Source organism: Microcoleus sp. FACHB-SPT15, from assembly GCF_014849525.1.
GTDB lineage: Bacteria > Cyanobacteriota > Cyanobacteriia > Cyanobacteriales > Coleofasciculaceae > Symplocastrum > Symplocastrum torsivum.
In genome coordinates this window covers 25,665-51,059 of record NZ_JACJNU010000030.1, presented here as the reverse complement: position 1 = coordinate 51,059, position 25,395 = coordinate 25,665, and the positions used below count along the sequence as shown (strand labels likewise).

The following is a 25,395-nucleotide window of genomic DNA, read 5'->3' as shown; positions in this document are numbered from 1 at the left end:
AACAAATTGCCTGTGGAGGGGACGGAGCGGGGGCAGCAATGCCTAGCTACCACCCATTGAAGCAGGAACTCTTGAAAGTGATTTCAGGAAGCCAGCGCTCTACCCGTTAGGGTAGAGCGTAGGCGAGGTGTCACGAATTCCATCTAACATTAGCGCCTGCCTCCTTGTACTAATCACTGACTTGGCGCTCTAGGAATGGTTTAAATACTGGAACCAGTTCAGGGCTACTCGCGACGAGTGTGGGGAAGGACTTCGCACTATAATCCTGTCCAACTTTAAGGGGAAAAATTGGCTGTGAATCCAATGGCACCCAAGCGCCACCTGCTGCTTGCACAATCACCCACGCCCCAGCAATATCCCAAATTTTCGGTGTCGCTTCAACACCACCTAAAGCTGCACCCGCAGCAATGGTGAGGAAGTTGTAACTCGCAACTCCCAGCATCCGAATCTTGCAGGGTAGGGGCTGCTGCAATAAGGATGCACTGCGAGAGCAAAGGTTGAAAAAGTGGTTACTGCTGGGATCGTCTGTGCTGCTGCGGATGGCGCGTCCATTGAGAAATGCACTATTTTCTACGTCTGTTATTCCCGATTTACCACTCCAAAAGCCATGAAAGGTTTGTCCAATAGGTGGGAAATGAACGTAACCAAATACAGGCGTTCCTTGATAGAACAATCCTATAGAAATTCCCCAAATCGGAATTCCCCTGGTAAAGTTCGTGGTGCCATCTAGAGGGTCGATAATCCAGCACCATTCTGTATCAGGAAATTTGTGTTCTGCCTCTTCACTCAAAATCCCATGGCGAGGATAGTGAGAAGCGATCGCTTTTCTTATCTCCTCATCCGCCCATCTATCCGCTTGCGTCACCAAACTACCGTCAGCTTTTTGCGATGCCTGCACTTGTCCAAAATCTTGCAACAATTGGGTGCCGACTCTAGCTGTTGTAGTCTGGGCAAAGCTTAAAACGCCTGTCCAAAAATCTGTCATCTGATTTTAGAGTCTGTAGATTGTTCTTTGTTAGTAGTCAGTTGTTGTTTAGTACTGACCACTGACTACTAACAAAAAGTAATTTAGTCGAGATCATTTTCTATGACAGTTGCGATCGCTTCTCTGGCATTAGTGCGAAACTCTTGCACGTTCACTCGCTTAAGAAACCAAACTGCCAGAGCCATACAGATAGCTTGAACAGCAAAGACCAACCCATATGCTAACACCAGGTTGCTAAACAGCCTCTTCCCTGTATCAAACACAACCCCTCCAGTCACCGTCGCCACTCCTCTTGCTAAAGCCTGTGCTAACCCCCAAGCACCAATAAATGTCCCTGCTGTTTCTGCTGCCGTTAGGTCTAGCATCAAAGTAAGAGCGCCTGTTGTTAAGACTCCAGAAACCAAACCAAAAAACAGCAAAGCGATTTGCAGTTGTTCTGGCTTATGGGTAAATCCCGATAATACGACCCAGACTAAGGAGAAGATGACTAATAGACCACCTAATCTAGTCGTCTTGCGCTTCCCCAGACGCGGAACCAGAAGGAAACCCGCCACGCATAGACCAACTAATGTCCCAGTTCCCCAGAATGCGTTGAGAGTAGCTGTTTTACCGACCTCCATGTTGAAGACATCACCACCATAGTTTTCCAGGATGGCGTCTTGCATGAATAACCCAATGGTCATTAGCACTAAGAAAGTAAAAAATAACCCAGTTTGGGGCGTTGCCGTCAAGATGCGCCAAGCTCGATTCAGCGTAATCTTTTCTTCTTGGTTAACTAATGTAGAGCGCAAGGTATAGCGAGAATATTTTTTTTCGACACCCCAGGTTGCCACAAAGGCAAGCCCAAAAACCAGCAAGGGCACAATCAGAAATAAGCGATTAATTTGTACCTGTAGTAACTCAATCGGGGCGTTTAGAGTTAATTTTTTGAGCAAGACACCAATGAGGATTGCCCCAATAATTGTTCCCCCAATCAGCATTGACCAGTCAATGCCCACCAACTTGGAGCGATTATCTTCATCGGAAACATCCACCAAAAGCGTTGCAAAGGGCGTAGAACAAGCGCTGACTGCCAAACCATACAGCGCAAACAGTAGAGCTAGCAAACCCGTCCAAGCATAAGTTGGGGTAGTCCAGCCTCCTGCCTTTAAACTATCGCCCACCTGCCACATCACTTGTACAAGTAGAACCGAAACGATAGCCAGACTTGCGGCGCCAACCCAGATATACCCCGTGCGATGATACCCCCACAAAGGCTTTGTATCAGACATATGCCCAAACCAAATCCGCGCTGGAGCAACAAACAGCGTCAAGGCAAGGATGATTGTACTCAGCGTTGCTGGCACTCCTAACTCTCTAATTAGGACACGGTTGAGTACCCCAAAAACCAGTACTGACATCATTCCCAGTCCTGTTTGAAACAGCCCTAGCCGGAACATAGTCAGTAGCTTGAGTCTAGGAAGCGCCTTATTTTGAACTGAAGAGGTAGGTTGGGAATTGGAGAAATCACTAGTTTCCATAGCTCTCTGTTAGCAATGCTTGCAGAAGTAAGTATCTTATTTCTTCTTATATCTATCCAAGGATATACGTTTTCACGTTCTCTTCCTTGCTGTCGGTAGCTGTTTGTAACGATACACTGAGTGAATATGAAGAAATATAAAGAAGAGGATTGATAATGCAGACTTTGCAAACCACCACATTAGGTGAAAATGGACCAACCGTTACATCTTTGGGGATTGGCACTTGGGCATGGGGAGACAAAATCTTTTGGAACTACGGCAATGACTACGGTGCATCACAAGTACAAGAAGCTTTCGAGGCAACCTTAGATGCGGGTATCAGCTTTTTTGACACTGCTGAAATTTACGGATTTGGTGAATCTGAATCACTTTTAGGGCGGTTTATGAAGCAGTTGGGGCGTCCTGCACAGATTGCCACTAAATACTTTCCCTTGCCTTGGCGATTTTCAGCTCATTCCGTCTCTGATACTCTAACTGAAAGTTTAAAACGTTTACAGGTTGAACAAGTTGCACTGTACCAAGTCCATATGCCCTTTGGCTTCCTCATGAGTCAAGAGACACTGATGAATGCTTTGGCAGATGAAGTGAAGCGCGGCAGAATTGGCAGTGTTGGTGTGAGTAACTACTCTGCTGAGCAAATGCGAGAAGCGCATGGTTACTTGGCAGCACGAGGAGTGCCCCTAGCCGTAAATCAAGTACGATACTCGCTGCTGGCAAGGAAAATTGAGAGTGATGGCATTATGGATACAGCCCGTCAGTTGGGTGTTACTCTGCTTGCCTATAGTCCTTTAGCCCAAGGATTGCTCACTGGAAAATATACGCCTGAGAAACACGTTGAACTACGTGACGCACGCCGAATTGACCCACAATTTAGCAAAAGCGGTTTAGAAAAAATCGCTCCTGTTGTGAAGCTATTGCAACAGTTTGGGGAAAAGTACGATCGCACACCTGCCCAAGTTGCCCTGAACTGGCTGGTTGCTCAAGGTAATGTTGTTCCAATTCCTGGCGCAAAAACAGCACAGCAGGCACAACAAAACGCTGGTGCTTTGGGATGGAGTTTAAACCCAGAGGACGTTGCCCAATTAGAGCAAGTCAGTCGTCCCTGGCTTAGCTAACAAAGGGAGCAGGACTTACGCAGAACCTCTAAGAAGTAGGGTGCCCCGTGACGCACCCTACTACTCCAAAACAATCAATTTATGACTTTTTGGGCTTAGCTGCTTCACTAGGAACCGAAACAGCACGCTCACTCCGCTCAAGATTGGTGTTAATCAACTCCAGCACGGATTTGGCTATTAATTTATTCGCACTCTGCACGAAGTGTCCATCACCAATAAAGTTTTTCAAATCCGTAGCTGGTGCAATATTGTGGGTACTGACATAGGGAATTGAGTTGCTTTCCAGAGTTGGCTTCAGGGCTTGGAACAAATGATCGTCATATCCTCGATCATTAATAATCAAGACAATCGGTAGCTTGCCATCTGCTTTTGCCGTTGCTGAAAATTCTTGAGCAATAGCGCTTAAAACTGGAATATCTAATTCTTTGTTAAACCCAGTAGAATTATGAACCTGATTGGTAACGGCTGTTTGATGGCGTTGTGCCGAAGCTCTACGAATCAAGCGTACAATCGCAGAGTTATCCAGCCAATTGTGTTCAAACAGGAATGAATTAAAGAATTGATCGTGTTCTCTTAGCTGGTTTACCGCCGCGTCCCATTGTTTCTCGTTTTGGAAGGCAGCGCGAAGTTGCGCTAACGATTGAATTTTGGGCGAAATTTCCTTGAGCTTCCCATTATCCACCACGTACCGTGGATAGCTGTAAGGAGCAGGGGCTTCAAACTGCCACGTCGAGCCATTCATGGTTCTCAGTCCTTTGACACTGGATGCCAAAATGCCTAGAATCACGACATTAGCTTGGTGTCTGCCCCGATCTAACTTGTAGGCGGCGTAGGAGTAGTTGGGTGGCGCAGCGGGTCCCGCGATCGCTCTTACACCTAGCTTGGAATCCATTGCCTTCATCTCATCGCCGATGTAGTTTGAAAACGACATGCCGTAGATGGCAACTAGCAAGTCTTGGTCGGGTTCAGGGCTAACGGGTAAATCTAATTTTTTCCATAACTGAGGGTCTAACCAACCCGCCACAGCTAGTGATGAACTTGATTCATCTGTTGCGCCCACCATCCGTGAGAGCTTTCCCTCAACCGATCGCCCATACTCAAAATAGGTATTGAGTTGCCCAGGAGACGTCGCCTGTGGATCGGATGGATAGGGGAACAGAATATTAACGGCAAAATCGAACACAAGCAGGAAGAAAACAATCCAAAGTCCCATGACTAATGACTTACGGATTGCTGGGTTTTTCGGGGAATCAGAACTGAGAGTATATGAACTGTGCAGGTGCATTGCTTTGTCCCATTAACACAATAATGATCAGTGCTGCATAAAGGGCTGCACGCGCTGGGGTTGGGAAGCGACGTTTTAGTTGTGAATTTTCAGCCAGGTATTCAACAACCTCATAGCCAATCAAAAGAGGAATGCCCAAGAGTGCAGGTAAGGGTGGCTTAGGAATACTCAAGGTCAAATTGCCAAAATCGAGAAATAGAATCTTTGTGAAGGTGATAATCTGAGCCAGAGACGTGGCGCGGAACAACAACCACCCGTAGCACGTAAGGATAAAGAAGAATAAGGTCGCTCCTAAGCCGCCTAAGAGACTCAAACCAGTCTTGCTAGGTTGCTGTTTCTTAGCTTTAGGGGTAAAGAATCGATACCCGCATAGCAACGCCCCTTGATAAAAGCCCCAGAGGACAAAGTTCCAGGCAGCACCGTGCCAGAGTCCGCCCAGCACCATTGTTGTCATCAAATTTTGATAGGTTTTGCGATCGCTTTGACGGCTTCCTCCGAGGGGGATGTAAAGATAGTCTCGCAGCCAAGTGGAGAGGCTAATGTGCCAACGCCGCCAGAACTCGCTGGGGTCTTTTGAGAAGTAAGGTAAATTGAAGTTCAGCATCAGCTCGATGCCGAACAACTTAGATACCCCTCTCGCCATATCTGAGTAGCCGGAGAAATCGCAGTAAATTTGGATTGCGTAGAGGAACGTTGCCAAAACAACATCAATCCAGGAAACCGTCCCACTTGTCCCATAAATCGCATCAACGGAAGTCGCAACTCCATCTGAGATTGCCACTTTCTTGAACAAGCCAAATAAGATCAAGTAAACGCCTTCGCTGGATTGCTTAAAACTCAGCTGACGTGGTTTGGCGAACTGAGGCAGTAACTCCGATGCTCGATCAATTGGACCCGCTAGTAATGGGGGGAAATAGGCTAAGAAGAGTGCAAAGTTTACAAACTGCGGTGTTGCTTCGATCTTGCGTCGGTAAACATCAACCGTGTAACTAATCGTCTTAAACGTGTAGAAGGAGATTCCTACAGGTAAAACGATGTTTAAGTGTAAGAGTTCCGCCTGAATACCAAAGGTACGAATCGCTCCCTCTGCGCTGCCAATAAAGAAATTGAAGTACTTGAAGAAGCCGAGAAGGGCAAGGTTAGTAAATATACTAATAAACAGGAATAAGTCACGGCGCGGCTTTTCGTCCATTGCGGTGAAGCGTGGATACAGGAGATTTGCGATCGCAACAATCACCCCTGTCCCCAGGAATACCAGCCAACCTGACCAAGCTGTCGGTAAAAGTTTTGCCCACTGCACAGATAGAGATAAGGGTTGAGTCGTTAACCCAACCGCATCCCACTGCACCGTCACAAAGAAAAACGCGGCGCATACGGCAAACAAAGAAGCCACGCCACGTTTCTCTTTCGACAACTGCCCTCTTCCAATCATTGATCCACAGTAGAAGTCAACTACAGTAGATAGACTGATTAGAAACAAAAACCATACGTCCCACCAGCCATAGAATACGTAGCTGGCAATCAGTAAGGTCAAGTTTTGCCCTCGCAAAGTTAGGCTGCGGTAGAGGCAATAGGTAACTACAAAAAAGACTACGAACTCAATCGAGTTAAATGTCACCTTTCAAGCACCCACATTAACTAGTAGAAGTTCAAAAGTTCCTTCTGACCTAAAATTTCAATACAAAACTTAGCTCAGAAAAGGATTTGTGTTCAAACTTGAGGCGTATTATTGCATGGCTCCCAAGGCAGTGCCACCGATTTTTATCAGCTTCATCAAAGCTTTACTTTATTGCAAAGTTGAACTCATAAGCCTTACGTTCTGGTAGGTTGAGCCAAACATTGTCTTCGTAACACGAGGCTTTCGGTAGTCACGGCTACAAGAAGAAAGATTCTTTCCAATGGCTGAGCCTCGTTGTTGGGAAATATCATATACTCAACTATATTAAGAATGTTTGCGTATGCTTGCATAATGCCAGCATCTACTATCTACCTAATATCTCGTGAGGAATAGCATCAGTGACATCACAGCTACAGATTGCTCAGAAAACTGAAGAACCCTTAATTGCAGCATTTTTCCGAAAATCATCAGGTAACTGGCGCTCTGAACGCCGCTACTATACGCTGCCGGACGGAGACACAAAGGAAGTGGTTAGCCGGATTAATATTCGTTTTTTGGAGCAAGGCTGTGATGAACTACTACAGCTACAGCAACTGCATGAGCTACCCACTGACATGGTTTTGACCTGTGGTGCTTGTGTTAGCTGGAAAAGCAGCGATTCTGTAACGGGAAAAAAGCAGTCAGAAGATTCAACCTTGTTTGGAGCGCTAGGAGATATACTTTATCGCGATCGCGGTTTTGCAACCTCCAAACCAGTCACCGCTCAGTTCTACTTCCCCAACCCTGAAACCTTGTGCTTACGAACAGAATACAAAGGTTCTGTGTTTGAGGAAGAACTAAAACTCGTGGGTGAACACTACCGTACAAGGCAAACAATAATCTCCCGTGCTGGTGAGCAACAGATGATTGGGCAGTACTTGGAAAAGCGGTTAGAGATTGCTGAATAACGGTATGATTTCCGCCAATTCCCCGACTTCTGTATCAAAATTATCCAGTAGCAGTTAGGTTTTGACAAAAAATCGGGTCTGGGTTGTCTTTTATGTAATTCCCTATTAGGTTGGATCTTACTCACTTAACAACTAGATTATGGAATAGATAGATACATCTGGACGGGAAAAATCATCAGTGTACTTATTCAACAAAAATGGGGGATAGAGCTTAAGAACAGCCGCATCTATGAAATTCTTGATTCCCTCAAGAAGCCGATAATGCAAATCTTGGAATTCCTGATGAAGATGTGCTGGCATTTGCTATTAGTGATAATCGCATAATTCTCACACTCAATCGCTCTGATTTGATTCGAGTGTATCGTCCATCAAGATGAAGACACCGTGCGATCGCCTAGCAGCTATTGCGCGATCGCAACATACGGAACGATATTGGCACTTATAACGAAGAAATCGATTCGATGCGCTCAAGATTACCTTGGCAATTTATGCGATCGCACTCTTGTCAATGCGATACTTGATGTTATCAAGCGCCATCTCCAAGCATTACCTACAAGGCGCTAGCTTCAGTCAGGAAGAGCATTCTACTATTCCAGATACCTTACTTGAGTTAGTAGAAAGTAAGTAATAGTACTCTCTTGGCGGCTTGATATGCCACATATTCACTACCTGCCTGATGAAAAACGCATTGAGGTTGATGAAGGCGAAATCATCCTTGAGGCTTCTTTGCGCTTCAAAATTCCTCATACTCACGTCTGTGGAGGGCTAGCCCGTTGTTCTACCTGCCGTGTTCTAGTCGTCGAGGGCTTAGAAAATTGTGGTGAACGGAACTCAGCAGAAAAAGCGATCTGTGAACAACTGCACTTTACTCCAGCGATTCGGCTAGCTTGTCAGACGCAAGTTTTTGATGATGTAACAGTACGCCGAATGGCAATCGACACAGAAGACTTGGAAATAATCAACGATGAAATGAGGGGAAAGGTTGTTCCCAACACCATCGATCAAGAAAAACAAATAGCCATCCTTTTTGCTGATATACGCGGATTCACCTCCTTTTCTGAAACAGTACTTCCCTACGATGTCATCTATGTTCTAAATCGGTACTTCCGGAAGATGGGGCGAGTCATCAATCGCTACGGTGGCATGATCAATAACTACATGGGTGATGGACTGATGGCACTCTTTGGGATGGAAAACTCTCAACAAGCTGCTGAACAATCTGTGAGGGCAGCCCTTGAAATGCTTGAGGCGATGGAAAAATTCAATTCCCACTTAGAAGCGCTGTATCATCAAAGTTTGAAAATTGGGATTGGTATCCACTACGGAAGTGTAGTAATTGGTGAAGTTGGAGCCTCCGATAATAAAAGAGTAACGGCTATTGGTGATGCTGTTAACTTAGCCTCGCGTATTGAATCAGCTAATAAACTTGTCGGCACCAGCTTGCTGATTTCCGAATCCATCTATACACAGGTAAGAGAGCAAGTCATTATCAACCAATCCCATAAGGTGCAACTTCCTGGTAAGAGTGGCGAATACCTACTGTATGAAGTCGTGGGAGTGACTTCCCCTAGTATTCGCCAAGAGATTCTCCCCAATGTCAGTCAAAGTTCATTCTTACGACGTTTTTTCAAGTTTTTTAAACGATTACTCGCTTTTGGTTTAAAGCGGTTGAAGAGAATTTTGAGATAGTTAATTCATTCAACAGGAGCCACTAAACAGTTTACTCGGCTGACCTTTATCAGCCTTGCAAGGAATTATTTAGAGAGCAGTGTCGCTCCCAAACAATACCAAATTAATAGATTGTAGTTGCTGTTAAGTAGAGCAAATGTTTCGCTGAGGCTACACCAACATTGACAGAGGGAAAAAGTACCCATGAGGGTACCGTCAATACCCAATGGCAGTTCATAGAGTGAGATATAGGTTAATTGAATTTGTCCTTCAACTAACAAATATCTTTCAGTGAGTTGCCAATGCAAATCTCTTCAAGATTTGGACAATTTAACCTGCTTTTACTCAGCTTCAAACGGCTAAAAATTCTGCTAAGTAAGCTATTCAAGCAGCCGATTATTCAATCTATTCCTACTGAGCCTATCAATTTAACAGGAGACTTTACGATGCCTGATGTAGTAATTGCCTGGAACAACATCCTGTTGGAAACCTACCGCAAGGTCGGGGGGGCACCTACTCTGCTAGCAAGAGCAGGTGCAATGATGCACGCAGCGATGTACGATGCCGTCAACGCGATCGAGCAGAAATTTGAGCCTTACCTAAATGGACTACCGACTCCCACAGAAGGTACTTCTGCTGAAGCGGCAGCAGTCTATGCCGCTTACGGTGTGTTGAGTCAGCTTTATCCGAGTATATGCCCTCTCTACGACGGGGAATTGAAAATCTCGTTAGCTCAAATTCAACGGTGTGCAACTCAGGCAGAAATCGACAACGGACGCAGTTTGGGAGAAGCGATCGCCAACTTGATAATTGCTGAGCGTGCTGAGGATGGCTCAGATGACAAAACACCCTATGAACCGGGAATGGAGCCAGGAGACTGGCGACCTACTGGGTCGGGTGAGGCAGTCAGTCCTAATTGGTTTAAGGTTCGTCCGTTCACAATGAAGAGTGGTCGCCAATTTCGTCCGCCGCTTCCGGGTGGGTACTGCGACAAGCAGGAATTGCTACGGAGCAAAGAATATGCGGCTCAGTTTAATGAAGTGAAACGCCTCGGTGCAGCTAACTCCACGTTGCGGACGGCAGAGCAAACCCAAATTGCCTTCTTTTGGGCAAATGATTTGGATGGTACCTACAAACCGCCTGGACATTTGTTCCGCTTGACTCAGATTGTTTCTGAACAACGGGGAGTATCATTGGTGGACAATGCTCGCTTGTTTGCACTGGTAGGGCTGGCGTTGGCAGATGCCGCGATCGTTGCTTGGGATGCAAAATACGCTACCCCAATTGACTTGTGGCGACCAGAGACAGCTATTCGCCTCGCTTCTACTGATGGCAACCTACTGACCAAGGAAGATGTTCAGTGGGAGCCGTTGTCAGTGAATCCGCTAACAGGTGAGCGCTTTTCTCCCGCGTTCCCAGCTTATGTTTCGGGACACGCCACCTTTGGGGCAACCCATTCTGGCATCATGCGGAATTTCTTCGGCACCGACAACATCACCTTTGAACTCGACACTGACGATCCTAGCGTCGAGGGGGTAAAGCGGACGTTCAACAGCTTCTCCTCGGCAGCGCTGGAGAATGGCAGAAGCCGCGTCTACTTGGGAGTTCACTACCAATGGGATGCTGATGCTGCCTATATTTCGGGTACTGAGCTAGCGGACTATGTATTCGACAATTTCCTGAAGCCAATATGCTGAAGCCAATATGAGCCTGACAAGAAAGAATCGATCTACTGAATAAGTCTATCTTGTCAGATTCATAGTTATCAGGGAGCCTAGAAGCAACAAAAATTGTGCTTCTGCTTCCTGTTTCTCTTTGTGCTTGAGTTGAAGTTACAGCTCGTTGGAGGGATTAAGGGATGGAGTTTGAGGAGTAACTGAGCAAAAAGCGATCGCAACTATGTCCTATCAGTAAAAGCGTAGCCGTCTTGCCGATAAGTTCTTTTATAATCCAAAAAGTCTAATTTTGTTAGAAACTCCTTAACTTCTAAAGTCACTGACTTGTAAATTAGCAATGAACGTCAGCACTCATCGAATAGATCTACTCAAGATTATCCGCCTACCCTTACAGGCTGTGATTCTAGGACTTAGCCTTGCTAATGGAGGGCTTCTCGCGCAGACACTTCCAGTTTCCTCAAATCTGATTAACTTCAACTCCGCTGAGGGAGAAGAGTTACTGATGGAAAGCCAATCGCGACAGGATTATTTGCCACTGAGTATTCAATTTATTACCCAGAAAAATCAAGCTTACTGTGGCGTTGCAAGTAGCGTGATGGTGCTGAATGCGATCGCAATTCCTGCCCCTGAAGCACCTGAGTTTGGTCAGTATCACGTCTTTACTCAAGACAACTTTTTTAATGCACAAACCCAACAAGTCATAGCGCCAGAAGTTGTTGCTCGTCAGGGTTTAACACTGGAGCAATTAGGCAACCTTTTAGAAAGCTATTCTGTTAAAGCGGAAGTTCACCACGGTGGTGATGTGACACTAGACGAGTTTCGTAACTTGGTGAGCAAGAATCTGCAAGAACCAGGAAACTTTGTTTTGGTCAACTACTTGCGTAAAGCCATTGGTCAAGAAACAGGAGGGCATATCTCTCCTGTAGCCGCCTACAACGAAGAGACTGATCGGTTTCTCATCTTAGATGTATCGCGCTATAAATATCCCCCAGTTTGGGTAAAAGCCGAAGAACTCTGGAAGGCAATGGCGACAGTAGATTCTGTTTCCGGCAAAACACGAGGGTTTGTCCTGGTAAGCGCCCAACAATCATAATAAGTTATGAGCTAAGACAGGCTTCCCGGTAGATATAACCTGTTCGACAATATCAGCGGCTCGGCTTACTCCACCTGCACGAGCGATCGCCTCAGCTAACCTAGAAGCATTGTTTCTGTAAGAATCGTCCTTCAACACCCCTGCGATCGCATCTCGTAATTTGGGAACACTCAAGCGATTAAGAGGTACAACCTCCCCAGCCCCAGTCCAGGCTAGACGTGCGCCCACCCCTGGCTGATCATTGGCAATTGGAATCGCCACCATCGGCACTTCGTTACTTAAAGATTCCAGAGTGGTATTCAAACCCGCATGGGTGATGGTAAGGGTAGTTCGTTTGAGCAGTTCCAGTTGAGGCGCATAGCCAACAACCAGGGGTGAACCAGGAAGATCTGGCAAGGCTTCTGGGCTAGTTGCACCACCCAGAGAAATCACCAACTGGGCATCTAGTCCCATACAAGCCTCAGCAATAGAATGAAAAATTCCTAACAAACGATTTTGTATTGTCCCCATTGAGGCATAAATCAGGGGTTGTCCAGTCAGTTTTTCAAAGGGAAAAGCGACAGGTTCTCGACTGGCTGGATTGTGATAGGGTCCGGTGAAATGGAAGCAAGGCGGTAAATTCTGCCTGGGGAACTCAAACTCAGCAGGCTGTTGACTTAGCTGTGCCAGTTGGGAGTACCTATCATTCGGGGTCAAGTGTTTGGGTAACTTCCACTGTTGGCGATACTCTGCGATTGTCTCTCGCAATGGTCTTCCAACGCGGTTCAGTAGAGAATATGCTCCTCGATTCCTTAGAACTGCCCACCAGGCAGGGTTATAGCCCCAGGATGTATAAAAAGGAGGAACACTAGGTTCTCGATTCAGCGGCAGGGCACTGCACACACTAATGAAGGGAATGTTCAGAAACTCTGCAACAGTTCCTCCTTCCGGTGAAACCTGATCTACTAACAATGCCTCTACACCAGCTTCTTTAAGTGCTGCTGGAGCTTCACGTAGGAACATTACTGCCATCTTTTGTATCCAACTGCTGGTGTACTGCAAGGCAGCAAACTTGCTCTTGGTTCCCAGTTCGGCAAACAACTGCCTCATTGCCCCACTTGGAAACTCAGACTCACCAATTGCCCAGAATTCTAATCCTGCCGCTAGTGTCTTGGGTTTAGCATCAAGTATCCCGATTAATGTGACGCGATGACCACGTTGTTGCAGTTCACGACCTAAAGTAGTCATCAGGTTGAGGTGACTAGCAGTGGCAGGACAGGTGATGCCAATGTGACCCATATGCCAATCCAGGAACAGGGAAAGTTTAAGTTAATCTTAGCTTCCCATCAATTGCCGAAGAAATATAGTGATATCTCTATTTCCTTTTACATACAAGTGCCTGGTAAAGGCGATCGCGTTTTCACCTCAACATTCTTGTACCCTGCTGTGTTCAATAACTGCGTGACTGCGAGTTGAGCGCGATCATTTGCTTGCTCTAGCACACGCTCTCTACAGGCAGTACTGACAATTTTTTTCAATGTCTCTTGTTGAGCGAACGTCTGTAACTGTGGTGCGACATCTGGCCCCAACCCCAAGAAACCGCGATCGTAGTCGTACACACTAGAACGATTCACGTCAATCTTACTATCCAGGAGACGGGGAGGCGGGAGCTGAAGCTGAATGGTATCGTTGACAACTTGCACATTCTCTGGAGTTAATTCTTGTAAATCAACCCCAGCCCTCACCTCACCATAAGCAATGTAGAGAAGAGTCGTTGTGCCAACCTTATATCCCGCCACATTTCTATCCTGACGGGCAGGAACAACAGCTTCCATCGTAAAGACAGCCGTTGTCAGTTCACTTGCACCACGAATTTGATGGACAACAAGGGTACGGACATCAACCTCTGGTTTAGGTTGTGGCGCATTGAATATCGCATTGATTCCCTCAAAGAACCGCGCGCCCGATCGCAACATCCCAATTCCCAAAACCAGTGCAATCAGGATAGAAGCACCTGTCGTCATCAGCATCAAGTTTCTAAATAGCCCAGAAGTCATGTAGCTCATTGGACGCTTCTGAAACTGTTGAAACTGATCTCTCATTTCCTTGATCCTCTTCTTGAAGGCTGTATTGATATTAGTAGTGGTTGAAAGCTGATTACGAATAAATCTACCTAATGGTAAAGCACTCTGCCTATTACTAACGAGTTAGTGCTTTATCTATTATGTCTTCTGCAAAAAAGCGATCGCTGCCTACCATAACAGTGAGTAGATAAGGGCGAAGAGACATAGAGCGACTCCTCATTCGGATATATCTGCCTAACTATAGCCAACAAAAGATTATACAACTCTCTTTCGACAGAAGTATTCCATAGAGTCTACGGTAAAAATTCTTCAAGAGAGAGTTCAGATTAGATTACAACTGAGTACATCAATGAGTTCATTAATCAGACAAGCTAAACGGTTATTACTCAGCACAGTAATAGTGAGTGTTGGATGGACACTACCAGTACAAGCCCAATTGTCTGATGCCCAAGTGGGTGCGCTAGTAGAGGCGCTACGATTGGCAGCACCGCAAACTGGCATTGAAAACGACGGTCTCTATAGTGATTGGCAAATAAAACCGGAAAATATTCCGCGTTGGTCTAGACAATGCACTGGTAAGGAACTGACACCAACACAATTTCAGGATAGTCCTGCAACGGCTCGTTCGATCCTCGTGTGTGTGATGCGTAATGTGTTCAGAGAGCAGTATGGTGCTAGTAACAACAACGAATCATTAGCTGTGCAGCGTACTGCTTCCTGGTGGATGACTGGCGACGCTACACGCTACAACAGCACGCCCACTACTTCCTACACTCAGAAAGTATTAAACTTCTACCAGCAGCAGCGCAGTAATCGCCAGTCTCAACAACCCGCTACTCCTCAACAACCTGCGACTCAAGCTACAGCAAGTCAGCCTCAACCTGCATCCCAATCGGCTACTCCTCAACAACCTGCGACTCAACCCACAGCGAGTCAGTCTCAACCTGCACCCCAAACAACGCAAAGTACAGCACGTTCATCATCTTCATCTCAGATTTCTGATCCCCAGGTTGGGAGGCTAGTAGAGGCGCTACGATTGGCAGCACCGCAAACGGGAGTTGAGAATGACGGTTTATATAGCGAGTGGCAAGTCAAAGCTGAGAATATTCCCCGTTGGTCTAAGCAATGCACGGATAAGGAACTGACTCCAACGCAATTTCAGGATAGCCCTGTAACTGCCCGTGCAATTCTGGTGTGTGTAATGCGTGATGTGCTAAGGGAGCAGTACAGTGCGAGTAATAATAACGAGACTTTAGCCGTGCAGCGTGCCGCTTCTTGGTGGATGACTGGTAATCCAGGACAATACAACAGTGGCTCAACAGCTACCTACACCCAAAGAGTCCTAGACTTATACCAGCGGTCGGAACTGAAGTTCTTCTCTCATATCTAAGTTGAAAATAGGTGTTAGGTAGGAGTTAGGTTGTAGGTGGTAGGGGAGAGGGATTTTCATCGCAACGTTAGTGAGCAACTGTTCATAGGCATCTAAGTTGAAATTAGGAGGGTAAGGGGAAAGGAGAGGTAATCTCCAGCTACTTTTTTTTTTACCTTTCCTCTAGCGCTTACTACAAGCCAACAGCCAAGAATGCCTCCAAACTTGGCACCTTGACCCAGCTTCCGGTTTCATGGGATTGATGGGTTAAATCCATTAATAACTGCGAGTAGACACCTTCTTTGAGTGAGGGTGTTATTGCCTTACCACTATCAATTCCTTGTACCCATTGGTCAACTACCCGAATAAAGGGTGCTAGACGTCCATCGGGATAGACATTAGAGAACGCTAAGCGCTTAGGGATTTTTACCTCAGCAAGCGGTTGACCAGCAGGGGAAGCCAACAGACTAAATCCATGCACATAATCTTTCTGATTGTCGCTTCCTAAAACTAGGGTACCGCGATCTCCATAGACCTCAACGAAGTGTCCCCGTCCCTCATACGCCACGGAACTGATACAAAGTTGGCAAGGTGTTCCATCTTCCAATTCCAGCATCATGAGACAGGTATCATCAGCATCCACGGATTTCAGCCTACCGCTATCCGTAGGGTCTGGTCGTTCTGAAATCGCTGTACTCAGTTGAGCGCACAACCGACGCACTGACCCAAACAACCAACTAATATAGTCAAATGCATGAGAACCTACAGCTCCCAACGCTCCTCCTCCCTTGTCTTTTTGAGCGTACCAGTTCCAGGGACGTGAAGCGTCGGCTCGGCTTGAGACTAACCAATCAATTTTAATTAAGCGCTTCTGCCCGACATAACCTTCTGCCAGATATTCTGCGAAGAGTTGCCATGCGGGGACAAAGCGAAATTCAAAATCCATCATCGCAACAACGCCATTGGCTGACGCAAGTTGGTAGAGTTCCCTCGCTTCACTTGCTCTCAGAGTTGTCGGTTTTTCAAGTAATAGGTGCTTTCCGGCTTGCAATGCACTTTTTGCCATTTCATAATGCAGAAATGGTGGCGTTGAGATGCTGACGGCGGTAACTTCTGGTATGGCTAGGGCATCTTCAAGGCGATCGCAAACATGAGGAATATCATGAGTAGAGGCGATCGCTTTTGCCTTCTCCCTATCGCGGTGATAAACCGCCACAACTTCTGTCCGTGGATGAGCCTGAAAGCCAGGAATGTGAATCTTTTGCCCAAACCCAGTACCAACAACTGCTACACCCACCGTTGCCATCTGCGTAGCAGCACTTTTGTCAGAAAGATTAGCAGGTGAGGAAGACATCATCGCTTTGTTTGTTCCACCCATTCGATTACTTGTTCACCCAGACGCACATTATTGAGCCTGTCGATCTCACGGATACCAGTAGGACTGGTAACGTTCACTTCGGTGAGATAGCCACCAATAACGTCAATACCAACAAAATATAAGCCATCCTTTTGTAGCTGTGGCCCGACTTGTTCGCATATTTTCTGATCTTGGGGAGTCATCTCCGTTGCTGCGACTCTACCGCCAACCGCCATGTTGCCACGAAACTCTTTCCCCGTAGGAATCCGGTTTACAGCTCCAATCGGCTTGCCATTGAGCAGGATAATTCGCTTATCTCCCTCTTTTGCGGCTGGTAGGTAAGTCTGAATCATCACTGGCTCTCGACCGCGTTGGGTGCTAACTTCAACTAGAGAATTAAAGTTGCGATCGCTCGGCTCTAAAAACAAAATTCCTTCACCCCCTTTGCCACCTAACGGCTTGAGAACCCCTGCTCCTTGTTTCTCAACAAATTTCTGAATAACCGACTTATCCTGGCTGACAATCGTCTCCGGAATCACTTCCTTGAACTGGAGGGCGTACATCTTTTCATTTGCCATCCGTATCCCAGCAGGTGTATTAACCACTAAGGTTTTCTGTGGATCGATGTAGTCCAGAATATACGTGGCATAAAGGTAAGGAATCGTTACAGGCGGATCTGTTCGCATGAAGACTGCATCCATGTCTTCCAGCGATCGCAAAACTGCCTCAGAAACGGCATACCACTGCTCACTGACTACCCAACGCCCTTCTACTAGTTCGGCTGGTATTAACTGCACCTGCTCCAAGAGCGCCCATGCCTGAGCATTCATAACACTCAACTTCTCAGCTTGAGTCACCCAAACTTCGTGACCCAGTGCTTGAGCCGCTTCCATAAGCGCTACACTCGTATCGTGACCAGGGTCAAGCTTGGAGAGGGGGTCTATGATGAACGCAAATCTCACACAGGAAATCCTTTAACTCGTCGGACAAACGCCCAGAGCGTTTCTTCTATTAAACCGTTAGAAGGGGTGTTGAACGTTTAATTGCGGAAAATCTCATTGACAAGATAAGTCTAGTAGCCAGCATTTAAACGTCAGTGAAACGTCTTTGAAGAAGAACCACGTACCCTGTAGAGTGGCGATCAACGAGTTGCGGCACCACCTTGCAACAATGGGTCTAAATTTCCCTGAGCTTCCAGATCATAAAGATCATCACAGCCGCCAATGTGTTGGTCATTGATAAAAATTTGGGGCAGACTGCGGCGTCCATTTGCTCGTTTAGCCATCTGTGCCCGTGCCACCTCATCACCATCAATACAGTATTCGGTATAGTCAACGCCCTTGTCATCGAGCAACGCCTTTGCACGAATACAGAAGGGACAGCGGCTCCAAGTATATATTTCCACGTTCGGTTTCATTTCACCCTCCGGTGTTATGCAATACTTCTTAAATTTTAGATCGGCATCGGTTACACAAGCTTAATTCAGGTATTCTTCAAGGGCAACGAACAACAGGTAAGTTGATGGGCATTTCAATTAGAGATTGACTCTAGTCACTTTGTATTGACTGATAACGGTCAACAAAGAACAATTACTTATATGTTCAAGTTGAAGATGAGGGTTGCTTAACAAGCTTGGATTTTAGATCTCACTAATAAAATGCAAAGTACCTTATTTTGCCTTAAAAAACTTATTTGGCAATTTAAGGACAACGTGGTGTGAAAGTTTTATCCTGGAAGTAGCGACTTAGATTGTATGATGCGATACTTCCTTAGCTAAATAGTACTCGAAGCAGGATTTTCCCTAAATGGATGGTTCCTGTCTTCCCCTGTGTATCCGCCGACTGGACTCGAACTAAATCAATCAGGGTTTATTGATTCGTCGCTGTGCCATTACCTAAGTGATCAAAGTCACATATTTTTGTTGTGTAAAGTGCAGGACATCTTGAAGCTGAACCTGCTAACCTTTTGGAAAAGGTAGGTATGGTTTAAGAGCCTACGCTTCAAGCTATGTGATCCTAAAACAGGAATTGGCATAACTGAGCGAGGGTGGCAACCCAAAACCGAAATGAACTTAGCTGCTTTGTGCAACTACTACAGAGGAGCAGTTGGGAGAAATACTTCATTTGTAAGATCTCGTTTGTCTTCTGTCGTGAAAAATTCTCCTTGCTCAGCAAGCTCAACTTTCGTTTAGAGTAGATGGCAATCCCTAAGCAAGCATAGGTCAAATTGGCTAAAGCTCACTACCACCTCGATTGGACTGAGCGCAAAAACAAAACTCTAAATTAACGCTCCGGCAAACGCTAATCAACAACAGTAAAACTTACTAATGGACTGCCTGAAGAAGCCTCTAAGGAAAAATTATGTCTAGTACGCACAACTTGTTCACTATTCAGTTTTGGGGCGTCAGAGGGAGTATCGCCTGTCCAGGGCCGGAAACAGTTCGGTATGGAGGTAATACACCTTGCATCGAGATGCGCGTGGGTAGCGAACGTTTAATCTTTGATGGCGGTACGGGCTTGCGAGTTTTAGGGCAGTCATTGCTATCGCAAATGCCAGTGGAAGCGTATATGTTTTTCACCCACTCCCACTGGGATCATATTCAGGGTGTTCCGTTCTTTATCCCTGCCTTTGTCAAGGGAAATTGTTTTCATATCTATGGAGCGCTTTCGCCCAACGGAGCGAGCCTTAAGCAACGTCTAACTGACCAGATGCTCCACCCAAATTTTCCGGTTCCCTTGCAAGTTATGCAAGCGGATTTACGCTTCAACGACTTGAAAATCGGGGAAAAAGTTGAGATTGGTGAGATTACAGTAGAAAATGCCCTGCTGAATCATCCTGGTGAGGCGGTGGGATATCGCGTAAGCTGGCGCGGGTATTCAGCAGCTTACATCACTGATACAGAACATCTGGCGGACGGTTTAGATAAGAATGTCCTGTGGCTAGCACGTAACGCAGATGTGATGATTTACGACGCTACCTACACGGATGAAGAATACTACTCCAAAGCAAGCAGTAGAGTTGGTTGGGGACATTCAACTTGGCAGGAAGCCATCAAGGTTGCCAAAGCTGCCAATGTGAAAAAACTGGTGATTTTCCATCATGACCCACTTCACAATGATGATTTTCTGGATCATGTTGGGGAGCAAGCCGCTCAGCAATTTCCCAATACATTGATGGCTCGCGAAGGTCAAACCATTCAGCTAGTGGGAGCCTCTACGCAAAATCTAGTTGCTCTTGAAGAAGCAAAGGTTTCTGTTTAAGAAAGCCAGTTGCGATCGCCTTTTAGCTTGTCAGGACATTCTCAACAACGCACTTCGGATAAAACACTCATTGCCGTGGTAAAAAGTTAGCACGTCACTACTTAAATATGTCAAAATGTTAAGCGTGTGGGTTACTTCTTCTCCAGCCACTGCTTTAACACCAACCGCTGTTGCCCTAGGAAACTTTGACGGCGTTCACCGAGGGCATCAACAGGTCATCCAGCCTATTTTACAGACTTCTAAAGCCATTGTAAGGACATCATCGATCGGGGATGAGCAAGAGCCGTATGATTTTAGCGGAGCGAACCTTACAGAGAATTTTGAGCGCAAGGTTAGTGTAGGGACAGGACACACCTATGCGACTGTGGCAACATTCAATCCTCATCCGCGTGAGTTTTTTTCGGGTGAGAAATGGAAGTTATTAACGCCACAGGCCCAAAAGGTGCAACAGCTAAGTCTGATGGGTGTTGAACAGTTGGTGCTATTGCCTTTTGACCGGGAATTGGCTTCCCTAAGTCCACAGGAATTTGTCGAAAAGATTTTAGTGGAGCAACTTGGCGTAACCCATGTCAGTGTAGGACAAGATTTTTGTTTTGGGCATCGACGCGCTGGGACATCCAGTGATTTAAAAGCGATCGCATCTTCCTATGGTATTCAGGTCACCATTGTATCGTTGCAAACTTGTCAAGGAGAGCGCATTAGCAGCTCGAAGATTCGACAATCTCTCCAGCAAGGGGATATTCTTCAAGCCAATGAATTACTGGGACGCCCCTATAGCCTCACGGGAGTAGTCGTCAAAGGTCAACAACTTGGTAGAACAATTGGCTTTCCTACCGCTAACCTCCAACTTCCTCCAGAAAAGCTTTTGCCTAGGCTGGGTGTTTACGGTGTCCGAGTTTATGGTGTTTCACCAGCATCACCGACATCGTCTCAAGTGGGAGTGATGAATATCGGACAACGCCCTACCGTCAACGGCACTAGTTTGACAGTTGAAGTTCACCTGCTAGATTGGTCAGGTGACTTGTATGGACAAACCTTGACCGTGAGTTTAGAGCAATTTTTGCGACCCGAACAAAAGTTTGCTTCCCTAGATGACCTAAAGACACAAATTCAGGCAGACTGTGCAGCAGCAAGAGCCTTTTTAGGAACTAGAGACTAGGATTAGGGACTGGGGATAGCTAGAAGAATTTAGTTAGAACAATTAAAGAATATGCGATCGGGAGAAATCTACCACTGATGAGGCAACAGATTGAGACGTTAACAGAAAACCTTGGGCGTACCATTGTTGGGAAAGCAGATGCAATTCGCTTGGTGATTGTTGCTCTACTAGCGGGTGGTCATGCTTTATTGGAAGATGTCCCTGGCGTTGGTAAAACGCTCCTAGCTAAATCTCTCGCACGTTCTATTGATGGGCGGTTTCAGCGGATTCAATGTACACCTGACCTTCTGCCTACTGATATTACAGGGACTAATATCTGGAATCAAAGCAGCCGTGAGTTTGAATTTCTTCCGGGTCCAGTGTTTGCGAATATTCTGCTAGCCGATGAAATCAATCGAGCAACACCTCGTACTCAGTCAGCATTGTTAGAGGTGATGGAGGAACGGCAAGTCACCGTAGATGGCGTATCGCGTAGTGTACCGAAGCCGTTTTTTGTAATTGCTACCCAAAATCCGATTGAGTATCAAGGTACGTTCCCCTTGCCTGAGGCGCAGATGGACAGATTTACACTGTCTTTATCCTTGGGTTATCCTAGCGAGGCGGAAGAACTTCAGATGCTGCAACGACATCAAGGTGGAATGCTGATTTCGGAGCTTAGCCCTTGTATATCTACAGAAGATGTTTTGGAGTTACGGCAGCTATGCAGTGAAGTCAAGGTAGAGACATCATTACAACAGTACATCCTCAACTTGGTACGCGCCTCCCGCGAAGCTGAAGAAGTGAGCTTGGGGGTAAGTCCTCGTGGTACTGTTGCCTTACAGCGAACAGCTCAGGCACTGGCTTTCCTGGATGGTCGAGAGTATGCGATTCCTGATGATGTAAAGTATCTTGCCCCCCATGTGCTAGCCCATCGTCTAATTCCCGCAGGAGGGCGTCGAGCTAAGCCAATTGTGGAGCAGTTGCTGCGTTCTGTGCCAATTCCTTAGAATTGTTTTTTTAGTAGGTCAAAGCGTGTGAGGTCAAGAATTCGCCAAAAGAAACGAGGGAAGCGTAAAAATCGCTCTCCTGCGGTTTTGTTGCTATTACTGCTCGTTTGGAGTATTTGTTTAGGGTGGGGAATGGCGATCGCACTAGGGGCATCGGAACCGATCGCACGAGGAGCTAGTCCCAACCCTGAAATAATTGCTCAAGCATCACCAGCAACAACAGGTACAGTTGACACTGTCGCAGCTCGCTACCAACTAGGGAAAGAACTTTACTTAGAAAATTGTGCCAGTTGCCACGTTGCTCTGCCACCACAGGTTCTACCTACAGAAAGTTGGCGTCGGCTACTTCAGGAGCCAGACCAGCACTATGGTCAGAAGCTACCACCGCTGATTGGGCCATCCCTCCTGATTATGTGGGACTACCTGCGAACTTACTCTCGTCCCTTTGTAACAAAAGAACCCGTCCCTTATCGGCTTTCCGATTCTCGTTTTTTCAAAGCGCTGCATCCACAAGTTGACTTACCTCAACCTGTAAGACCCAATAGCTGCGCTAGCTGTCATCCTGGTGTTGCTCAATACGATTACCGTAGTCTCAGCGCAGAATGGGAAAACTCACCTTGATGTTATGGCAGAAGGTAGAAGACAAAAGGTGCTGTATGTGGTCGTTTGAGAGGGATAAGTGGCGTTCAGATGTATTCATCGTAGTGCGCCTAAATTAGCTTAGCTAGCTGCGGCTAAGTGAGTTTCCTTGAGCATATTCATAAAGGCATAGACAGCAGGAGGGTGAAGGGCATCTGCTAAGACAGCCACACCAACAATCCGTTCTAACGGGACTGGTAACTGGCAAACTTTCACCTCTGGAGGAATCGGTAGTGCTGCTAGCCGGAAGAGAATAGTAGCCCCCAAACCTTGAGCCACCATACGCACCTTAGTTGAGTCTTCTCCAATTTCGTAAGCAATAGGCAACGAGATACCGCAGTTTTGTAAGTAGTTGCGAAGTCTTACATAGCAATCATTTCCAGAGGCTTCAAAAATCAGTGGATAGGTAGCCAACTGCTTCCAAGTTACCTGAGGAGAGGTGACGTTCGCCGTTGGTGGCAGTAGGGCAACATACTCATCCCGCAGAATTTCGCAGGTTTCAAATTCCTTGCTGGTTGGGAGATTCGTAAAACCAACGTCTATCTTACCTGCCCGTAGGTCGCGTTCGACCTCTAAAGTATCAAGGTATTCAATAAGCGTGACAGCAATATCAGGAAAGCAACTACGAAACTGAGCAACGAGTTCTGGTAGGATATGAGTCGCCACACTCCGGTAAGCGCCAACCCGTACCTGTCCTCCTTTTAAGCCTCTGTGAGAATTTGCTGCCTCAACCATCCCATCTAGTAGTTGCAGTACCTGTCGGGCGTAGCTGATTACACCCTCTCCGGCTGGGGTGAGATTAGCACCGTGGCGTCCTCGTGCTAGTAGAGGGACTCCCAACTCTTCTTCTAAAGTTGCGATCGCATGGCTAACTGCCGATTGCGAAATCTCCAAGTGAAGCGCTGCCTCGCTAAAGTTACCATGTTCAGCGACGACAACGAGGGTACGCAACTGGGATAGCTTAATCCGGTTTTGGTTAATTCCATTCATGGCAGTGCTGAAAGTCTCTTAACTAGGACACAAACCGTTACTCAGTCCAATTTTTATCTATCTATTATATTCATGCATACAATGAATTTTATTTTTTGATTCTTAAGTAAGACAAAAATATAGTGTATTCAGAAGCAAATATCAATCAGAATACATTGTTTGAGGAGTGTTGATTCAATGCATAACTCTATATACGACCTTAAAAGAGAAGAATTAGAGCGAATCTTTCATCAACAACCGAAGCCGACAGTTAATAAACTAGCATTTGCATCAAAAATTAGTAGGATACTACAACAAATGATTGCTTCTTTAACCAAAGCTCCAGAACCGAGAATTGGTACAGTTAAAGATAGCTTTGGCAAGACCGTATGGTGTGTCTATGATCCAATTACAGGTCAGTCGGCTCGTCTTGCTTCCGAAACTGAAGTACGCATTTGGCTTGAGGAACGTTACTATGCTATGTAGTAAATCTTATTAGCTAACTATCAGCTTATGTACTCATTAAACAGAAAGTTAGTTTGAATAACTTAAGTCTTTAAAGGGATAGAGTAAGACCAAAACTCTATCTCTTAATCTAGTTTATTAAAATTTTTAATTGAAGAAATTAAATCATCTTGCTGTAGAGAAGTAATAATTGTGTATCTGAGCACAAATATTGCTGCAATAGTCGCAGTAGAACGAGGGGTCAATCTCAACATTGGTACCAAATAACTCATGGAGAATTTGCGATCGCATTTCTAGTTCTTGCTCTGTCGTAGAGTTATACAATCGAGTAAGACGACGCGCTCTCTGGCGTTCTGCCACGAGTTCGGAATCAACAGCGCGATACAACTCACCTGCCAACATCTTCTGTTTTTCTGTTTTGTCCATTGCAGCGAATATTGATCTAGCGTCTAGATTATCCAACCATGACTCTTGATTTCTTTGCAAAGACCAGTGGTACTTGGATTAATGTGCTAGCTGTAGCCCTGGGTACAAGCCTTGGTTTACTCCTCAAGCACCGCCTTCCCGTGCGGATGCAGCGCAATATCACACAAGGGGTGGCATTGATTACTCTCTTTATTGGCTTCTCAATGGCGGGGAGTCTGACTCAGGTTAAGGCAGGTCGAGTTGATAGTGTTGTGTTGGGGCTAATAACGATGGTGTTGGGTGGTTTACTAGGGGAGTGGTGGCAAATCGAAGCCAAACTCGAATCCCTCGGCGACTGGCTCAAAGCGCGTTTTAAAGGAAGTGGCAGCTTGACACAAGGCTTTGTTGTTGCCAGTTTGTTGTTTTGCGTAGGACCAATGACAGTCTTGGGAAGCCTCAGTAATGGTTTAACCGGGGATGATACCCTGCTCACCCTCAAGTCAGTAATGGATGGGATTTCTTCCGTCGCCCTTTCCAGCAGTTTTGGCATTGGTGTCGGGTTTTCTATAGTAATCATCCTCTTGTATCAAGGTGGCATCTCCCTTGTTGCAGGAGTCCTAGCTCAAGCTTTGCCTAACCCTGCTACTGACCCGCAAATTCTCCTCATAACGGGTGTAGGTGGATTGATGATTTTGGGTACAGGAATTAACTTACTAGAGTTGACTCAAGTACGTGTTGCTTCTTTCTTACCTGCTTTGGGACTTGCCCCTGTTCTTTACCAAATCGCCAAGTTCATTGGGTAAGACTTACATTCTC

Annotated in this window: 25 protein-coding genes; 13 read left to right on the top strand and 12 right to left on the bottom strand. The window is 46.1% G+C overall.

The features are described 5' to 3' along the window. Nucleotides 1–169 precede the first annotated feature (169 nt). Together H6F98_RS10730 and H6F98_RS10725 are read right to left on the bottom strand one after the other, a co-directional pair. Nucleotides 170–985 carry an inositol monophosphatase family protein gene (locus tag H6F98_RS10730; RefSeq protein ID WP_192218673.1) on the bottom strand — a complete coding sequence of 272 codons (816 nt, stop codon included), beginning with the start codon at nucleotides 983–985 and terminating at the stop codon, nucleotides 170–172. An 83-nt stretch (nucleotides 986–1,068) separates the two neighbouring features. Next, the gene (locus H6F98_RS10725; protein ID WP_192218672.1) at nucleotides 1,069–2,505 is read right to left on the bottom strand and encodes a BCD family MFS transporter; all 1,437 of its coding nucleotides are present in this window, start codon (nucleotides 2,503–2,505) and stop codon (nucleotides 1,069–1,071) included. 164 nt (nucleotides 2,506–2,669) lie between these two features. Between H6F98_RS10725 and H6F98_RS10720 the strand changes: the two genes are divergently transcribed. Further along, nucleotides 2,670–3,620 (top strand): aldo/keto reductase, encoded by a 951-nt coding sequence (locus H6F98_RS10720; protein ID WP_192218678.1) that lies wholly within the window; start codon nucleotides 2,670–2,672, stop codon nucleotides 3,618–3,620. A 79-nt stretch (nucleotides 3,621–3,699) separates the two neighbouring features. On the opposite strand, the gene H6F98_RS10715 is transcribed toward H6F98_RS10720, so the two are convergent. Continuing rightward, a complete protein-coding gene (locus tag H6F98_RS10715) occupies nucleotides 3,700–4,905 on the bottom strand; it encodes a hypothetical protein (RefSeq protein WP_192218671.1) in 1,206 nt (401 codons plus the stop codon). Beyond that, the gene (locus H6F98_RS10710) at nucleotides 4,871–6,298 is read right to left on the bottom strand and encodes an MBOAT family O-acyltransferase (RefSeq protein ID WP_396811406.1); all 1,428 of its coding nucleotides are present in this window, start codon (nucleotides 6,296–6,298) and stop codon (nucleotides 4,871–4,873) included. The genes H6F98_RS10715 and H6F98_RS10710 overlap by 35 nt, the downstream gene beginning before the upstream one ends. Before the next feature lie 623 nt (nucleotides 6,299–6,921). On the opposite strand from H6F98_RS10710, the gene H6F98_RS10705 reads away from it, so the two are divergent. After that, nucleotides 6,922–7,470, top strand: coding sequence for a phycobiliprotein lyase (locus H6F98_RS10705; RefSeq protein WP_192218669.1), 549 nt, complete (start codon nucleotides 6,922–6,924; stop codon nucleotides 7,468–7,470). Nucleotides 7,471–7,602: 132 nt separating this feature from the next. Here the strand turns inward: H6F98_RS10705 and H6F98_RS34015 are convergent, their stop codons facing one another. After that, nucleotides 7,603–7,770: a hypothetical protein gene (locus tag H6F98_RS34015; protein ID WP_192218668.1), complete on the bottom strand. Its 168-nt coding sequence runs from the start codon at nucleotides 7,768–7,770 to the stop codon at nucleotides 7,603–7,605. Between the two features lie 84 nt (nucleotides 7,771–7,854). On the opposite strand from H6F98_RS34015, the gene H6F98_RS10690 reads away from it, so the two are divergent. The 4 genes from H6F98_RS10690 (at nucleotide 7,855) to H6F98_RS10675 (ending at nucleotide 11,907) form a co-directional block, all read left to right on the top strand. Next, nucleotides 7,855–8,034, top strand: a complete 180-nt coding sequence (locus tag H6F98_RS10690; RefSeq protein WP_192218667.1) for a hypothetical protein — start codon at nucleotides 7,855–7,857, stop codon at nucleotides 8,032–8,034. A gap of 87 nt (nucleotides 8,035–8,121) precedes the next feature. Beyond that, nucleotides 8,122–9,159, top strand: a complete 1,038-nt coding sequence (locus H6F98_RS10685; protein WP_192218666.1) for an adenylate/guanylate cyclase domain-containing protein — start codon at nucleotides 8,122–8,124, stop codon at nucleotides 9,157–9,159. Between the two features lie 281 nt (nucleotides 9,160–9,440). After that, nucleotides 9,441–10,835, top strand: coding sequence for a vanadium-dependent haloperoxidase (locus tag H6F98_RS10680; RefSeq protein WP_242058473.1), 1,395 nt, complete (start codon nucleotides 9,441–9,443; stop codon nucleotides 10,833–10,835). Nucleotides 10,836–11,151: 316 nt separating this feature from the next. Continuing rightward, nucleotides 11,152–11,907 (top strand): phytochelatin synthase family protein, encoded by a 756-nt coding sequence (locus tag H6F98_RS10675; protein ID WP_192218665.1) that lies wholly within the window; start codon nucleotides 11,152–11,154, stop codon nucleotides 11,905–11,907. Here H6F98_RS10675 and H6F98_RS10670 read toward each other — a convergent pair. Continuing rightward, on the bottom strand, nucleotides 11,902–13,185 hold the full coding sequence (locus tag H6F98_RS10670) for a glycosyltransferase (protein WP_192218664.1): 1,284 nt from the start codon (nucleotides 13,183–13,185) through the stop codon (nucleotides 11,902–11,904). The genes H6F98_RS10675 and H6F98_RS10670 overlap by 6 nt on opposite strands. Before the next feature lie 86 nt (nucleotides 13,186–13,271). Next, nucleotides 13,272–13,988, bottom strand: a complete 717-nt coding sequence (locus H6F98_RS10665; RefSeq protein ID WP_192218663.1) for a DUF4230 domain-containing protein — start codon at nucleotides 13,986–13,988, stop codon at nucleotides 13,272–13,274. A gap of 331 nt (nucleotides 13,989–14,319) precedes the next feature. Between H6F98_RS10665 and H6F98_RS10660 the strand changes: the two genes are divergently transcribed. Continuing rightward, nucleotides 14,320–15,360, top strand: coding sequence for a hypothetical protein (locus H6F98_RS10660; RefSeq protein WP_192218662.1), 1,041 nt, complete (start codon nucleotides 14,320–14,322; stop codon nucleotides 15,358–15,360). Between the two features lie 172 nt (nucleotides 15,361–15,532). Here H6F98_RS10660 and H6F98_RS10655 read toward each other — a convergent pair whose 3' ends face one another. The 3 genes from H6F98_RS10655 to grxC form a co-directional block, all read right to left on the bottom strand. Continuing rightward, on the bottom strand, nucleotides 15,533–16,645 hold the full coding sequence (locus H6F98_RS10655) for a Gfo/Idh/MocA family protein (RefSeq protein ID WP_192218675.1): 1,113 nt from the start codon (nucleotides 16,643–16,645) through the stop codon (nucleotides 15,533–15,535). Between the two features lie 47 nt (nucleotides 16,646–16,692). Next, nucleotides 16,693–17,658 carry a glutathione synthase gene (gene gshB, locus H6F98_RS10650; protein ID WP_192218661.1) on the bottom strand — a complete coding sequence of 322 codons (966 nt, stop codon included), beginning with the start codon at nucleotides 17,656–17,658 and terminating at the stop codon, nucleotides 16,693–16,695. 179 nt (nucleotides 17,659–17,837) lie between these two features. After that, the gene (grxC, locus tag H6F98_RS10645) at nucleotides 17,838–18,113 is read right to left on the bottom strand and encodes a glutaredoxin 3 (protein WP_192218660.1); all 276 of its coding nucleotides are present in this window, start codon (nucleotides 18,111–18,113) and stop codon (nucleotides 17,838–17,840) included. Between the two features lie 943 nt (nucleotides 18,114–19,056). On the opposite strand from grxC, the gene H6F98_RS10640 reads away from it, so the two are divergent. The 4 genes from H6F98_RS10640 (at nucleotide 19,057) to H6F98_RS10625 (ending at nucleotide 22,722) form a co-directional block, all read left to right on the top strand. Then, nucleotides 19,057–19,956, top strand: coding sequence for an MBL fold metallo-hydrolase (locus tag H6F98_RS10640; RefSeq protein ID WP_192218659.1), 900 nt, complete (start codon nucleotides 19,057–19,059; stop codon nucleotides 19,954–19,956). A 124-nt stretch (nucleotides 19,957–20,080) separates the two neighbouring features. Further along, the gene (locus tag H6F98_RS10635) at nucleotides 20,081–21,115 is read left to right on the top strand and encodes a bifunctional riboflavin kinase/FAD synthetase (RefSeq protein ID WP_192218658.1); all 1,035 of its coding nucleotides are present in this window, start codon (nucleotides 20,081–20,083) and stop codon (nucleotides 21,113–21,115) included. A 77-nt stretch (nucleotides 21,116–21,192) separates the two neighbouring features. Further along, nucleotides 21,193–22,101, top strand: a complete 909-nt coding sequence (locus H6F98_RS10630; protein WP_192218657.1) for a MoxR family ATPase — start codon at nucleotides 21,193–21,195, stop codon at nucleotides 22,099–22,101. A 27-nt stretch (nucleotides 22,102–22,128) separates the two neighbouring features. Next, nucleotides 22,129–22,722 (top strand): diheme cytochrome C, encoded by a 594-nt coding sequence (locus tag H6F98_RS10625; RefSeq protein WP_313929836.1) that lies wholly within the window; start codon nucleotides 22,129–22,131, stop codon nucleotides 22,720–22,722. A gap of 99 nt (nucleotides 22,723–22,821) precedes the next feature. On the opposite strand, the gene H6F98_RS10620 is transcribed toward H6F98_RS10625, so the two are convergent. Beyond that, complete coding sequence (locus tag H6F98_RS10620; RefSeq protein ID WP_192218656.1) at nucleotides 22,822–23,730, bottom strand: LysR family transcriptional regulator; 909 nt, start codon at nucleotides 23,728–23,730, stop codon at nucleotides 22,822–22,824. A gap of 177 nt (nucleotides 23,731–23,907) precedes the next feature. On the opposite strand from H6F98_RS10620, the gene H6F98_RS10615 reads away from it, so the two are divergent. Continuing rightward, on the top strand, nucleotides 23,908–24,195 hold the full coding sequence (locus tag H6F98_RS10615) for a hypothetical protein (RefSeq protein ID WP_192218655.1): 288 nt from the start codon (nucleotides 23,908–23,910) through the stop codon (nucleotides 24,193–24,195). Between the two features lie 144 nt (nucleotides 24,196–24,339). Here H6F98_RS10615 and H6F98_RS10610 read toward each other — a convergent pair whose 3' ends face one another. Beyond that, nucleotides 24,340–24,600 (bottom strand): maltose acetyltransferase domain-containing protein, encoded by a 261-nt coding sequence (locus tag H6F98_RS10610; RefSeq protein ID WP_192218654.1) that lies wholly within the window; start codon nucleotides 24,598–24,600, stop codon nucleotides 24,340–24,342. Nucleotides 24,601–24,638: 38 nt separating this feature from the next. On the opposite strand from H6F98_RS10610, the gene H6F98_RS10605 reads away from it, so the two are divergent. After that, nucleotides 24,639–25,382, top strand: coding sequence for a DUF554 domain-containing protein (locus H6F98_RS10605; RefSeq protein ID WP_192218653.1), 744 nt, complete (start codon nucleotides 24,639–24,641; stop codon nucleotides 25,380–25,382). The last annotated feature ends 13 nt before the right edge of the window (nucleotides 25,383–25,395 follow it).